Consider the following 12,243-nt stretch of genomic DNA (forward strand, 5'->3'; position numbering starts at 1 on the left):
CTTGGGAGGTGCCCCTGATGTGGGTGATCCGGGAATTCTTGTGGACAGGGTTTGTGGTTGACCGCTGACCGTCTGATCGATCCGAGTCCTGGAAGACGGGCGCCGCGGGGTCTTAGGCCCCGGGGCGGGGACATGCAAGTGGATGATGCTGCTCTGTTGCGCCTCTGTGAAACTGGCTGTGGCGCGTATCTCAATTTCGTGACGGCAGCGGACGGGTCAACCGATCCCCGAGGCCCGCTGTCGTGGCCCCGGACCGGATGTGTCGTGAGGTCTCCTTGTGGTTGACCGGTCGGCCGTAGCCTGTTGCCCGACATTGCCGTTGTCATCGGGGGTGGCGGGTGGAACGCGGGGAACTGGTGGCGGGACGTTACGAGTTGCTGAAACGGCTCGGCCGGGGTGGCATGGGCGAGGTGTGGGCCGGGCGAGACCGCGTGCTGCACCGGGACGTGGCGGTCAAGATGCTGGTCCTGGACGCGGCGGGACACGCGGATCTGCCGCGCCGGTTCGAGCGCGAGGCGGTGGCCGCCGCGCAGATCAACCATCCGAACGTGGTCGCCCTGTACGACCGGGGGATCCACGAGGACCTGTGGTTCCTGGTGATGGAGCGGGTCGAGGGCGCCAATCTCGCCGAGCACGTCCGCGACGGGGAACCGATCGATCCGGCCCGCGCGCTCGCCATCGCGCAGGAGGTCTGTGCGGCGCTGGTCGCCGCGCACCGGGCCGGGGTCGTCCACTACGACATCAAGCCGCACAACGTGATGATCACCCCCGACGGCGCCGTGAAGGTCGTCGACTTCGGCATCGCCGGGTTCCTCCAGACCGCCTTCACCCTCGCCGCCTCCTCCGGGCTCGCCCCCGCGGGCACCCCGCAGTACGGCGCGCCCGAGCAGTTCCTCACCGACCGCGGGGACGCCCGATCCGACCTGTACGCGCTCGGCAGCGTGCTGTTCGCCCTGCTCGCCGGCCGACCGCCGTTTATCGGCCCCACCAGCTTCGCGATCATGCAACTGAAGCTCACCGAGGACGCCCCACGCCTGGACACGCTCTGCGTGGGCCTGCCGCCCGCGCTGACGGACCTGGTCGCCGCACTCCTGGAACGCGACCCCGGCCGGCGCCCCCGGACCGCGGAGGAGGTCCACGAACACCTGTACCGGCTCCGGACCGCTCTCGCCGCCTCCGACACCCGAACCGCAACCACCGTCACCGCAACGCGGACGCGGCGCACGCCCCCACCACGCATCGAACGCCGGCCGACTCGGGACGGTGCCTTCGACATCTCCTGGACCGGCCGGGAACCGATCACCGACTACGCCTCGGCCCGCGTACGCACGCCCGTGCTCGCGCTCTACCTCCTGATCCTCCTGGCGATCGCGGCGACCAGTATCGGCGTCTGGATCGCAACGGACGGCATCGCCAAGACCCCGAGCAAGGAGGACAACCCCTGGGACGTGCTCCTCGTCCTCGCGATTGTGGCAGCGATTTCGGCGTGCGCGATGCCCTTCGCGTTGGTGACGAGCACACGCCGCAACAGGCGCCACCGGAACGCGCTCCCGGGGCGAGCGCCCTGGTCACTCCATGTCGGCCCCGACGGCATCGTCACCACCGACGTCTTCAGCCGCACCGTCACCTGGGAGCAGGCCAAGACCGTCACCGTGGAGACCGTCTTCTGCGCCTCTGTGCCCTACTCGTACCCGGCACTGCACGTCTACTTCGTCGACAGCAACGTCACCCCGCTGCGTCCGGCAGGCTGGTTCTACGCCGGGACGGTTCCCAGCCCACGGTGGGGCCGTGTCCCCCTGTGTGTCCTCGGGCCGCTGACCGAACAACAGCATTTTGAGCTCACCCAGGCCCTCGCCCGCCACGCGGGCCCCCGGTGGCGTCCGCAGGTCGGTTCCACAACGACACCGCGACGACGATGACACGACAGGTTCACGGGGCTCTCAGCACCGCAGACCCCCAGGCTCTGCCTCATGAGCGGAGTCACTTCCGTTGTGATGGCGCCATCCGATTTTGGCAGAGCCACAGCCCCCGTCGTGTAGCGGGCGGTGTCCGCCCTGGCGCGGCCCTCCACAATCAACGGACGGCGGACCTGTCATACCGGCCGTCCGCTCGCGCCTGCTCGACCACCGCGGCGCGGTCGTGCAAGGCGTAGTCCGTCAGGTCACGCCGGACCGACGCCGGAACGTAGATCCAGCCGGCCGACTGCCCCTTCGCGATCGTGCCCGGCAGCCAGAACCTGCCGGGGCCTGTGGGGGCCTCCCACTCGACCACGTGGGCCTGCTCGGAAACGCGCCTGCCGGTGCGAACCATCAGGTCGCAGAAGGTGGCGCTTGCGCTCGCTCCAGCGACCCCGAAACCCAGCCCGGGGACGCCCGTCAATTCGGTAGCCCCGCACCCCAAGAGGTCGACGAGGTTCCAAGGCGCAACACCTGCGGACCGTACGCGATCACGGTCAATGACCAGGCGCACACAAGAATTCACCAACGACGATGGCGTCACCTGCCGGGCCGTGACGACCGAGGAGGCCGCAGCCCGCTCCGACGAGGAACACCGCGCGATGTACCGCCGCCTCGAACCTCTTCTCCAAGGCCCGCCGAACCGCGCCCTGGCACCGATCAACCGCACCCTGAACACCAACCTGAACGCTTTCGTCCTCGAAGGCCTCCACACGCCTGGTCACCACGTCGGACTCGACGACCTGGTGCCGGGCCTGCTGCGCCCGGACATCGACCCGCAACTGGTGTCGACCATGGACCAGTTGTTCGACCGGCAGATCGAGAGCTTCGCGGACCGGATCCGGCGCGGCGAGTCGACCTGAACCCGTCCACGGGCGAGACGGTGTCCCCTCCGCCGGGGTCGTCCGCGTGACGAACGAGAAAGGCTCCGACCGCGTGTTGCCGCGGCCGGAGCCTTTCCCCGTCGACCTGCGCGAGGCACAGCCCGCACGGCACGCCACGAGGCGAGAAGTGTGGACCCCGCGAAGGACACCCGCCCACCTTTACACCGAACCGCCCCCGTTGCGGGCGGTTCACCGGAACGAGACGAACACCGTCGTCCGACGGCGGCTCCCGCCGCGCCCCTTCGCGTCGATGGCCGTTGAGGTACCACGCTTCAGCAGCGACAGAAGGGTGCGGTGAGCCGAACGAGGCCGGGCCTTCGGCCTGAAGGGCGCCCGCCGGTGAGGGAACCCGCTGAAGGGATGTGTCGCCGCGCGCCATCGGGGCCGGACGCTTCCGTCCGCCGCGGCACGGGCGCCCTGGGGACGGTGGGAACGGCCTCCCCGACGGGGGTCCGTGGGCGACCGCGCCGGACCCGATGGACGACATGCTCGACGCCGTCGACCCCGTCCCGGGCCCCTGGGGTGGGGCCGGAGCGATCCTGCGAAGGAAGGCAACGAATCTCGGCTCCTCGCGGCGCGGGCGTCAGCCGTGGATCAGGTCTGCGGCCTTCTCGGCGATCATCACGGTCGGGGCGTTGGTGTTGCCGCGGGGGATCGTCGGCATGACCGCCGCGTCGCATACCCGCAGTCCCTCGACGCCGTTCACTCGGAGCGTTTCGTCGACCACGTCGCCCATCGCGCAGGTGCCGACCGGGTGGAAGATGCTCTCCGCTCGGGCGCGTGTCCACCGTTCCAGGGCGGGGCGGTCCGTCGAGGCCAGGCCGTACAGACCCCCGAAGTGCCGCTGCAGCGGCCGACTCGTGCCGATCTCGACGGCCAGTTCCAGGCCGTCGACCAGGAGGGCGAGGTCGCGCGGTTCGGTCCCGTAGCGCGGGGCGATCGCCGGGCGGATCGTCGGATCCGCGCTTCGCAGGGTGATCGTGCCCCGGCTGCGGGGGGTCAGCAGGGACACGCCGATGGTGAAGCCCGGGCACGGCGGCGGCGTCAGCCCGTGGTTGTCCCACAGCACGGGGGCGGCGTGCAGTTGCAGGTCCGGTGGGCCGCCGGCGGGTCCGGTGAAACCGCCCGCCTCGACCACGTGGGAGGCCAGGGGCCCTCGGCGCGCGCCCAGATAGCGCAGGACCTCTACGGGGCGCCGGGCGGACTCCAGCGTGCGCATGCCGCGCACCTCCCAACCCGCTCCGATGGTCAGGTGGTCCTGGAGGTTGTGGCCCACTCGGGGGTTGTCGGCATGCACGTCGATGCCCAGTGCCGCGAGTTCGTCGGCGGGGCCGATTCCCGAGAGCAGGAGGAGTCGGGGGGATCCGATCGTGCCGGCGGTCAGGATCACCTCGCGGAGCGCGCGGAACTCGACGGTGCGGCCGTGCTGTTCCGCAAGCACGCCCACCGCTCGGCCGCGCTCGACGAGCACACGGTGGACCGAAGTGCGGGTGTGCACCGTCAGGTTGCGTCGCCGTGCGGCGGGCCGCAGGAACGTGCGCGCGGTGCCGGAGCGGCGCCCGCGGCGGACCGTGGCCTGGTAGAAGCCGACGCCGTCCTGCGTGGCGCCGTTGAAGTCCGGGTTCGCGGACAGGCCCACTGCGAGGGCCGACGCGTGGAAGGCGTCGCTGAGCGGGTGCCGGTCGCGCAGGTCGGAGACGGTGAGCGGGCCGCCGGTGCCATGGTAGGTGTCCGCACCGCGCGCGTTGTGCTCCGAGCGCCGGAAGTACGGCAGCACGTCGCGGTATCCCCACCCCTGGAGGCCGCTCGCTTCCCACCCGTCGTAGTCGGCCGCGTTGCCGCGGATGTACACCATCGCGTTGATCGAGGAGCCGCCCCCGAGCACCTTGCCGGCGGGCCAGTAGATCTCCCGGTCGTGCAGTACGGGTTCGGCGTCGGTGTGGTGGTCCCAGTCGACGTCGGTCTTGAACAGTTGCGAGAAGGCGGCGGGGATGCCGATCTCGCGGACCGCGTCGTCGCGACCCGCCTCCACCAGGAGCACGTTGACGTGCGGGTCGCGACTGAGTCGGTTCGCCAGGACGCACCCGGCGGATCCGCCGCCGACGATCACGTAGTCGTGCACGGTCACTCCCTGTCGTGATGGCACACGGCCTCCAGCAGCCAGCCGTTCGGGTCGGTCCAGAAGGTCGCGTAGTACGGCGGCGGGTACTGGGGGAACTCGCCGGGGGCGTGGACGAGGTCGCCGCCCAGGGCGACCACCTGCGCGGCGACCTCCCGGACCCGGGTCCGGGTCGGGGCCGTGAACGCCAGGTGCTGCAGACCGGTGCGGTGGCGCGAGTAGCCGCCGGACGGGTCCGTGCTCTCGTACAGGAACAGGTAGGTGCCGCGTTTGCCGTCGATCGGCCGGTAGGCGTGCTGCGTGGCGTCGTCGAGGTATGTCTCGAAGTCCAGCAGCGGCATGATCCGGTCGTAGTAGGCGACGGCGCGGCGCAGGTCGGGGACGTTGAGGCCCAGATGTCCGATCATGGGGACCCATGATCGGGCACCGAGGGCGTTTTGTGCCCGCGTTTCATCACCACGAGGACCACTACGGCCGCGACGAGGTTGCACACCGCGGCGGCGGCCATGGCCGTCTGGATGCTGTCGGCCAGGGCCCGGCCCGCCGGGCGCAGCAGTGCCGTGCGCGCCTGGTCCGGCAGTCCGGCCAGGTTCGGTCTGCTTCCCGACGAGAGCGCGTCGACGACCCGGGCGCGGGAGTCCGGGGACAGCGGGACCGCGGCCAGCGCGTCGGGCAGTCGGTCGCGGAAGCCCTGGACGACGACCGTGCCCAGGATCGCGATGCCCAGGACGCCGCCGATCTGGCGTGAGGTCTGCACGACTCCGGCGCCCATGCCCGCGCGGTTGTCCATCACCGCGGCCAGGACCGCGATGGTTCCGGGGGTGACGGCGAGCGTGGTGCCGAAACCGATGAGCACGAACGGGCCGGTGTACACGAGATAGCCGCCGTCCATCCGTACCTGGGACAGGGCGCAGAGGCCGAGTGCGGAGACCGCGCAGCCGGCGGCGAGCGGCAGCCGCGGTCCGAATCGGCTGGTGACCCACGCGGCGACGGGGGCCGCCACCGCCGTTGCGGCGGTCAGCGGGAGGAAGCGCAACCCCGTCTCGTAGGCCGACAGTTCCTCGAAGGACTGGAAGTAGACCGACAGGAAGAGCAGGACGCCGAACATGCCGAAGAAGGTGACCATACCCGCGAGGTTGGGCACGGTGAAGCCGCGGTCGCGGAACAGGCCCAGGGGCAGGACCGGGGCGCGGGTGCGCAGTTCCCATCCGACGAACCCCGCGAGGAGCAGCGCCGCGAGGACGAGCACGGCCGGGACGCGGGACGACGTCCAGCCCCAGTCGTTGGCCTGGATCAGGCCCAGCGTCAGGGCTCCGACGCCGGCGGTGAAGAGCAGCATGCCGACGACGTCGATGCGCCGGTCGGTGTGCGGGCGGTGGGCGACGATGACCCGGCGGGCGGCGAGCGCGGCCAGTGCCCCGATCGGCACGTTGATCCAAAAGACGCTTGCCCAGCCGAAGTGGGTGACGAGCAGGCCGCCGACGAGTGGACCGCCGGCCAGGCCGAGGCTGCCGATCCCGGACCAGATGCCCACGGCCTGGGCGCGTACGCGCGCGGTGCCGCTCGTCGTGGTGATCAGGGAGAGCGAGATGGGCATGATCACCGCTCCCGAGGCGCCCTGCAACGCCCGTGCGGCCAGGAGTACTTCGATGGTGGGGGCGAGCGCGCACAGTGCCGAGGCGAGGGTGAACCCCACGATGCCGGTGAGGAAGACCCGCTTGTGTCCGAACACGTCGCCGATGTCGCCGGCGACGAGCATGAGGCACGCGAACGTCAGGGTGTAGACGTTGACGACCCACTGGAGGCCGGTGAAGCCCGTGCCGAGGGACTTCTGGATCTCGGGTAGGGCGACGTTGACGATGGTCGTGTCGAGCCAGACCATGAACAGCCCCATGCACAGGACGCACAGCACCGGGGCCATCGCGCGCAGCGTCACCGCCCGGTCGGGCGCGTCGGCGACCGCGGTGTCGGTTCGCACATGGTCGACGGCGGGCGGTACGGGCTTTTCCGCCTGGGTCATGTCTGTCCACGCCTCCTTGGTCGGGGGCCTATCGGCTCGCGGCCGAGATCTGCCAGGTCACATCGGACGGTGCGGCGAGGCACCGGTGGGCGAACAGTTCCTCCCCCACGGGTGCGGAGGTGGGGACGAGGCGGTCGGGGCGCGAGCCGGCGAATGCCTCGGGGGCGATCGCGCCGGGCCCGAACAGGGCGCGGGCGAGGTGGTGGTGGGCGACGTCGACGCTCTTCCACCGCCCGTCGTCGTCGCGGACGTCCAGCCAGGTGTGCGCGGATACCTGCGGACCCACGAGCCAGCCCGACCGGCCGCGCACCTCGAATCCGGCGGCGCCGAGCCGCCGGGCGAGCGCGAGGGTGCCGCTCACGCAGTCGACCAGCCCCAGGTCGGCCATCCACCGCGCGTCGGCGCGCACGGCGGCGGGCATCCGCACGTAGCGCAGCGGCCGGGCGAGCTCGTCGGCGGTCTCGGCGGCCAGCCGGGAGCAGCGCAGCCGGGCGTGCACGCCGCGGGTCCGGACTTGGTGCTCCAGGGTCTGGGTCGGCTCGGGATCGCGCCAGCGTTGCGGTTCACCGCCGGGCTCCGGGGTGTCGTGCGAGTGCGGGGACCAGGCGCGCCATTCCCCCGCTCCCCGGTGGCGGGGGCAGGTGAGGGTGGTGTGCAGGTCCCACCGCCGTTCGCGGGCCCAGTCCCGGGGGTCCTGGCGGGCGAAGCGCATGGCCAGGGAGAGGGCGAGTTCGGGCACGGACGCGCGCGAGCCGGAGTAAACGGCCAGGTTGAACAGGTCGCGGCCGTCGAACCGTTCGCCGTCGGGCGTGGGGTGCGCGGTGAGCCCTCCCGCGGTGAGCAGCGCCCACGCCCTCGGGGAGCAGCGCAGCAGGCTCCGGGCTGCCGCGGCGTCGAGTTCGGGCCGGGCGTGTGCCGCGGGCACGGGGATGAAGCCGTGCAGGGCCGCCTGCCAGCCGGCCTCGGCGACGTCCGCGGGGGCGGGGGTGCCGGCGTCGCTCGCGCGCGTCATCCCTGTGCCACGAAGCGGGCTACGACGTCCTCGAATTCCTCGGTCGCCTCGATGAACGGCATGTGCCCCGCGCCTTCGATGACGTGGCCCACCGCGTCGGGGATCAGGGCGAGGGCGTCCCGCAGGGTGGACGCGGACCACAGGTGGTCGCCGTCCCCGATCAGCAGCAGGACGCGCCGGGTGATCCGCGTGAGCAGGTCGGGGTCGCCGGACGCCTGCCGGAGTTCGGTCACGCACGTGCGCACCTGGGCCTCGGAGTTGAGCGCGAGGAAGTGCTCGCGCAGCGCGAAGTAGGTGGCCCGGCCGCCGCGTTCGATGGCCTTGTCGGTGAACACCAGCGGATACAGGTAGTCGAACACGCCCGCGACCTGGGCGTGTTCCAGGCGCTGCAGCCAGTCCTTGGCCATCAGTCGCATGCGCAGCGGCCCGTAGGGCGAGAACGCCGGGCCGGTCAGGACCAGACCGTGCACCCGGTCGGGGTGGCGCAGGGCGAAGTCCCGACAGATCAGGGTGGAGGCGGAGGTGCCGACCAGATGGACGGCGTCCAGGCCCAGGTGGTCGAGGAGGTCGCGCAGGTCGTCGACGTGGTCGTCGATGTGGGGCGTGCCCGGGCCGGGCCGCGACACTCCCTGGTTGCGCAGGTCGTAGGTCACGATGGTGTGGTCGCGGGCGAGGCGGCTGGTGAAGTTGCGCCAGGCGGGGGCGACGATGAAGAAGTTGTTGAGACACACGACGGGTGGCCCCGATCCGGCCATCTCGTAGTACAGGTCCGCGCCGGTGGTGGTGCGGCAGCGAACCGTGCCCCGGTAGCGCAGGTCGAAGGTGGCCGGATCGGCGAAGTCAAACACTGGGGACCGTCCTTCGCCCGGCCTCGACCTGCTCGCCGGCCCGGTCCCGGACGTAGCGGGTGACGAACTCCGCGATGCGCTCGGTGCTCAGGGGGACGGTGAAGAGTTCCTCGCCGCAGTAGCGTCGGGTCCGGGCCGAATCGAAGACTTTGTCCTGGAGCATGTAGGGGGCCTGGAACTCCAGCCGTTTGCTCAGCGCGTCGTCGATGGAGCTGAGTTCGGCACGGTCGGACACCCAGCGCGGCGCTGCCATGCCGAGGGCGGCGAGCACCCCTTCGATCGTCCGGCCGAGGTAGGCCGGTTCGGTGTTGGTCAGGTGATAGGTGCCGCCGGGCGCGCCGACCCGGCTCAGCCGGACGGCGGCTGCGGCCACCGTGTCGACGCAGACCAGGCTGCCGCGGGTGCCGACGGGGTCGCCCAGGAAGGCCAGCGGGTAGTGGTCCAGGTAGTTGCCCAGCCGGGGTTCGATCCGGGCGCGGAAGGCGGCCAGTTCGTCGACGAGGCCGTACAGGCCGGCGGTGGTCGGTGCGGCGAGGGTGGTGCTGTGCCCGATGACGATGCCGGGGCGCAGCACGCGGACGGTCTCGACGGGCACCCCGGACACCAGGGCCTCGGCCGCCATCTTGGAGCTCTCGTAGGCGTTGTTGGCCCGGCAGCCGACGGGGACCGGCTCCTCGGGCATCCGGCCGGTCCGCGTGCCCGCCACGTAGGCGCTGCTGACGAGGTCGAAGGCTCGGGCGCCCAGGCGTACGGCCAGGTCGGCGACGTTGCGGGTGCCCGTCACGTTGTGCAGGTCGATTTCGGCGCGGTCGCGTTCGCGATATTTGAGCGAGGCGGCGGCGTGCCACACCTCATCGACCGTCGCCGGCAGCAGTTCTTCGGGGATGCCGCAGCCGGGACGGGTGATATCGCCGGGCAGGACCCTGCAGCGGGTCCTGATCGCGTCGAGGACGTCGTCCATGCCGTAGGCGCCGGCCATGCCGGCGAGGAGGCGGGGCACCCGTCGCGCGGCGGGTTCGTCGCGGCCGTCGCGGGCCAGACAGTAGACGTCGGCGTCGGTGCGGCGCAGGAGTTCGAGGACCACGGCGCCGCCGACGAGCCCGGTCGTCCCGGTGACGAGGAGGGGGCGTTCGGCGGACGGCGTCACGGGGCGGGCTCCGGGTGGACGGGCCGGACGCCGACGGACGGGCCGGCGTGCGCGTCGAGGTGGGCGGCGAGGGCCGCGAGGGTGCGGAAGACCTCGGGGGCGGTGTCCTCGTCCCAGGTGAAGGCGAACTCCTCCTCGATGCGGACGAAGAACTCCACCAGCGCCATCGAGGGCAGTCCCAGGTCGCGCAGCGGGGCCGCCGGGTCGAGGCCGGCGGTGTCCGGCGCCTCGGGGCCGAGCCGGCCGAGCAGCCGCACGAGCCGGTCGAGGGTGGACGCGGCGGGATCCCGCCCGGTGCCGCCGGACAGTCGGCGGTGGAGGGCCTGGACGTCGCCGACGGTGACCACGGTGGCGAACTCCTCGAAGCATTCGCCCGGGTCGGCCCCGGTGTCCTCACCGATCCGGGCTGCGAGCGCGACCCTGGCCAACGAGTCCATGCCCAGGTCCTCGCGCAGTCGGGCCGTGGGCACGACCCGGGCGGCGCTCGCCCAGGGCCCGGCGAGTTCCGCGATCAGGGCGACGACCCGCGGGTTCGGGTCGTCCGTCGCCGGTGTCCGCGTGGTCATCGTGCCTCACCTGTCTCCTGTGGTGCGAGCAGGCGGTCGCCGAAGCGGTCGGCGATCGCCGCGCGGTCGGGTTTCATCGTCCGGGTCAGCAATCCGTTGGCGGGGGTGAACTCCGCCTCGGTGCACAGGAGGCGGGCGATCCGGGCCGGCTCGGGCAGGGTCCGGTTGACGTCGTCGACGATTCGCTCGAGGCCGTTGCGGAGTTCGTCGTCGGCCGGGCGGCGCAGCGAGACCAGCGCGGTGATCACGTGGGCGTGCTCGCCGCCCAGCAGGACCGCGTGTGCCACGTCCGGGTGTTCGGCGAGTGCCTGCTCGGCGGGTTCGGGCTGGAGCTTGTAGCCGGACCGGGTGATGATGACGGACTTCTTGCGCCCCGTGACGTACAGGTACCCGCCGTCGAACCGCCCGAGGTCGCCCGTGGCCACCCAGCCGTCGGGGCGGTAGGTGCCGGCCGCGTCGCGGGCGTCGGCCGCGTAGTAGCCCACGCTGCGCGGCGGGTCGAAGCGGGTGAGGATCTCGCCGTCGTCGGCGAGCCTGACGGTGCCCGGGAGCAGGGGACGGCCGACGGATCCGTGTCGGGTCCGGCCCGGCAGGTTCCAGGAGATGACGCTGACCTCGGTCATTCCGTAGAACTCGTGCAGGGGGAAGCCCAGTTCCTCCAGGAGGCGCAGGGTCGAGCGGCGGGCGGGCGCCGACCCGGTGATCAGCAGCCGTGACCGGCCGCCGAAGAGCGTGTGCAGGTCGCGGAACAACCGCTGCCGGACCCGCTGCCGCGGGCCGCGGAGGGGGATCAGGCCGGTGAGGCGCCGCAGGCGCTCGGCCCGGCGTCGGTCGGCCTCCGGCAGCCCCCGGTAGCGGCTCTCGACGATGTCGAAGAACGCGGGCGGGCCCACCACCAGGGTGGGCTTCATCTCGGTGAGCGCCCGGTGCATCCGGGGAATGTCGGCGAGCCGCATGTCGAAGCCGCACCAGATGGCCAGGTACACCATGAGCCGTTGCGGGAACGCGGTCAGCGGCAGGACGACGAAGATGGCGTCGCGCGCGCTCACGCGCAGCTGTACTGCGTACTCCTCCATCGCCGCCACCGTGCCGCGCGCGCTCATCATGATGCACTTGGGGTTGCCGCTCGCCCCGGAGGAGAACACCAGGGTGAAGGCGTCCGCGTCGGGCACGGGTGTGCCCGTCCTCGGTGCCGTCATGGTCGCGCCGTCGACCGCTCCCAGGGGGGCGACCCAGGGCTGTTCCGGCCGGCGTCGGGCATGTTCGCCCGGCGACATCAACAGCAGTCCGAGGTGGTAGGCGGCGCGCAGTTCCTCCTCGGTGCGCGCGCGGTTGCCCTCGACGGGCAGGGCGACGGAGACGGCGCGCAGCCGGATCAGGGCGAGGTCGGTGACGATCCAGTCGTAGCTGTTCTCGCCGAGGAGCCCCACGTGGGTCCCGGCGGCGACACCGGCCGCCGTCAGCGCGGCGCATGCGGCGAGGACGTCCTCGTGGACCTTCGCGTAGGGGCGGCGCACGAGCTCGCGCCCCTGGTGGAACCACAGTTCGCGCCGCGGGTACGCCTCGAGGCGGTCCACGATCGTGGGGAATGCGGACGCGGGATTCCCGCTCCGCGTTCCGAGCCGCTGCCCCGGAACGCGCATAGACGATCTCCCACTGTCCGAATGACGATCCACGGTGCCGAGCGCTCGA

11 protein-coding genes are annotated in these 12,243 nt (G+C 71.9%); 2 read left to right on the forward strand and 9 right to left on the reverse strand.

Going from position 1 to position 12,243, the window contains the following annotated elements; genetic code table 11:
• The first annotated feature begins 338 nt into the window (after positions 1-338).
• Positions 339-1,919, forward strand: a complete 1,581-nt coding sequence (locus ACFZBU_RS36440) for a serine/threonine-protein kinase (RefSeq protein ID WP_391588022.1) — start codon at positions 339-341, stop codon at positions 1,917-1,919.
• 154 nt (positions 1,920-2,073) lie between these two features.
• Here the strand turns inward: ACFZBU_RS36440 and ACFZBU_RS36445 are convergent, their stop codons facing one another.
• Complete coding sequence (locus ACFZBU_RS36445; protein WP_391588023.1) at positions 2,074-2,310, reverse strand: hypothetical protein; 237 nt, start codon at positions 2,308-2,310, stop codon at positions 2,074-2,076.
• Positions 2,311-2,509: 199 nt separating this feature from the next.
• Here ACFZBU_RS36445 and ACFZBU_RS36450 point away from each other — a divergent pair, with 199 nt between their 5' ends.
• Positions 2,510-2,818 carry a hypothetical protein gene (locus ACFZBU_RS36450; RefSeq protein WP_391588024.1) on the forward strand — a complete coding sequence of 103 codons (309 nt, stop codon included), beginning with the start codon at positions 2,510-2,512 and terminating at the stop codon, positions 2,816-2,818.
• 604 nt (positions 2,819-3,422) lie between these two features.
• Here ACFZBU_RS36450 and ACFZBU_RS36455 read toward each other — a convergent pair.
• From ACFZBU_RS36455 to ACFZBU_RS36490, 8 genes are read right to left on the reverse strand one after another with little or no spacing between them, the layout of a single operon-like run.
• On the reverse strand, positions 3,423-4,961 hold the full coding sequence (locus ACFZBU_RS36455) for a GMC family oxidoreductase (RefSeq protein WP_391588025.1): 1,539 nt from the start codon (positions 4,959-4,961) through the stop codon (positions 3,423-3,425).
• Positions 4,962-4,963: 2 nt separating this feature from the next.
• Entirely contained in the window at positions 4,964-5,365 is a 402-nt protein-coding gene (locus ACFZBU_RS36460; RefSeq protein WP_391588026.1) for a VOC family protein, read from the reverse strand.
• On the reverse strand, positions 5,362-6,978 hold the full coding sequence (locus tag ACFZBU_RS36465) for an MFS transporter (protein WP_391588027.1): 1,617 nt from the start codon (positions 6,976-6,978) through the stop codon (positions 5,362-5,364). Before ACFZBU_RS36465 ends, ACFZBU_RS36460 begins: the two co-directional genes overlap by 4 nt.
• Before the next feature lie 28 nt (positions 6,979-7,006).
• Positions 7,007-7,990: a hypothetical protein gene (locus tag ACFZBU_RS36470; RefSeq protein ID WP_391588028.1), complete on the reverse strand. Its 984-nt coding sequence runs from the start codon at positions 7,988-7,990 to the stop codon at positions 7,007-7,009.
• Positions 7,987-8,838, reverse strand: coding sequence for an alpha/beta fold hydrolase (locus ACFZBU_RS36475; protein WP_391588029.1), 852 nt, complete (start codon positions 8,836-8,838; stop codon positions 7,987-7,989). Before ACFZBU_RS36475 ends, ACFZBU_RS36470 begins: the two co-directional genes overlap by 4 nt.
• Entirely contained in the window at positions 8,831-9,985 is a 1,155-nt protein-coding gene (locus tag ACFZBU_RS36480) for an SDR family oxidoreductase (RefSeq protein WP_391588030.1), read from the reverse strand. Before ACFZBU_RS36480 ends, ACFZBU_RS36475 begins: the two co-directional genes overlap by 8 nt.
• Positions 9,982-10,551 carry a phosphopantetheine-binding protein gene (locus ACFZBU_RS36485; RefSeq protein ID WP_391588031.1) on the reverse strand — a complete coding sequence of 190 codons (570 nt, stop codon included), beginning with the start codon at positions 10,549-10,551 and terminating at the stop codon, positions 9,982-9,984. The genes ACFZBU_RS36480 and ACFZBU_RS36485 overlap by 4 nt, the downstream gene beginning before the upstream one ends.
• Positions 10,548-12,128 carry an AMP-binding protein gene (locus tag ACFZBU_RS36490; protein WP_391588032.1) on the reverse strand — a complete coding sequence of 527 codons (1,581 nt, stop codon included), beginning with the start codon at positions 12,126-12,128 and terminating at the stop codon, positions 10,548-10,550. Before ACFZBU_RS36490 ends, ACFZBU_RS36485 begins: the two co-directional genes overlap by 4 nt.
• Between the last annotated feature and the right edge of the window lie 115 nt (positions 12,129-12,243).

Source organism: Embleya sp. NPDC008237 (assembly GCF_042956465.1).
Taxonomy (GTDB): domain Bacteria; phylum Actinomycetota; class Actinomycetes; order Streptomycetales; family Streptomycetaceae; genus Embleya.

Coding starts and splice junctions, on each gene's coding strand:
- ACFZBU_RS36445 (WP_391588023.1), bottom strand. CDS start 2,310: ATGGTTCGCACCGGCAGGCGCGTTTCCGAGCAGGCCCACGTGGTCGAG.
- ACFZBU_RS36460 (WP_391588026.1), bottom strand. CDS start 5,365: ATGATCGGACATCTGGGCCTCAACGTCCCCGACCTGCGCCGCGCCGTC.
- ACFZBU_RS36465 (WP_391588027.1), bottom strand. CDS start 6,978: ATGACCCAGGCGGAAAAGCCCGTACCGCCCGCCGTCGACCATGTGCGA.
- ACFZBU_RS36470 (WP_391588028.1), bottom strand. CDS start 7,990: ATGACGCGCGCGAGCGACGCCGGCACCCCCGCCCCCGCGGACGTCGCC.
- ACFZBU_RS36485 (WP_391588031.1), bottom strand. CDS start 10,551: ATGACCACGCGGACACCGGCGACGGACGACCCGAACCCGCGGGTCGTC.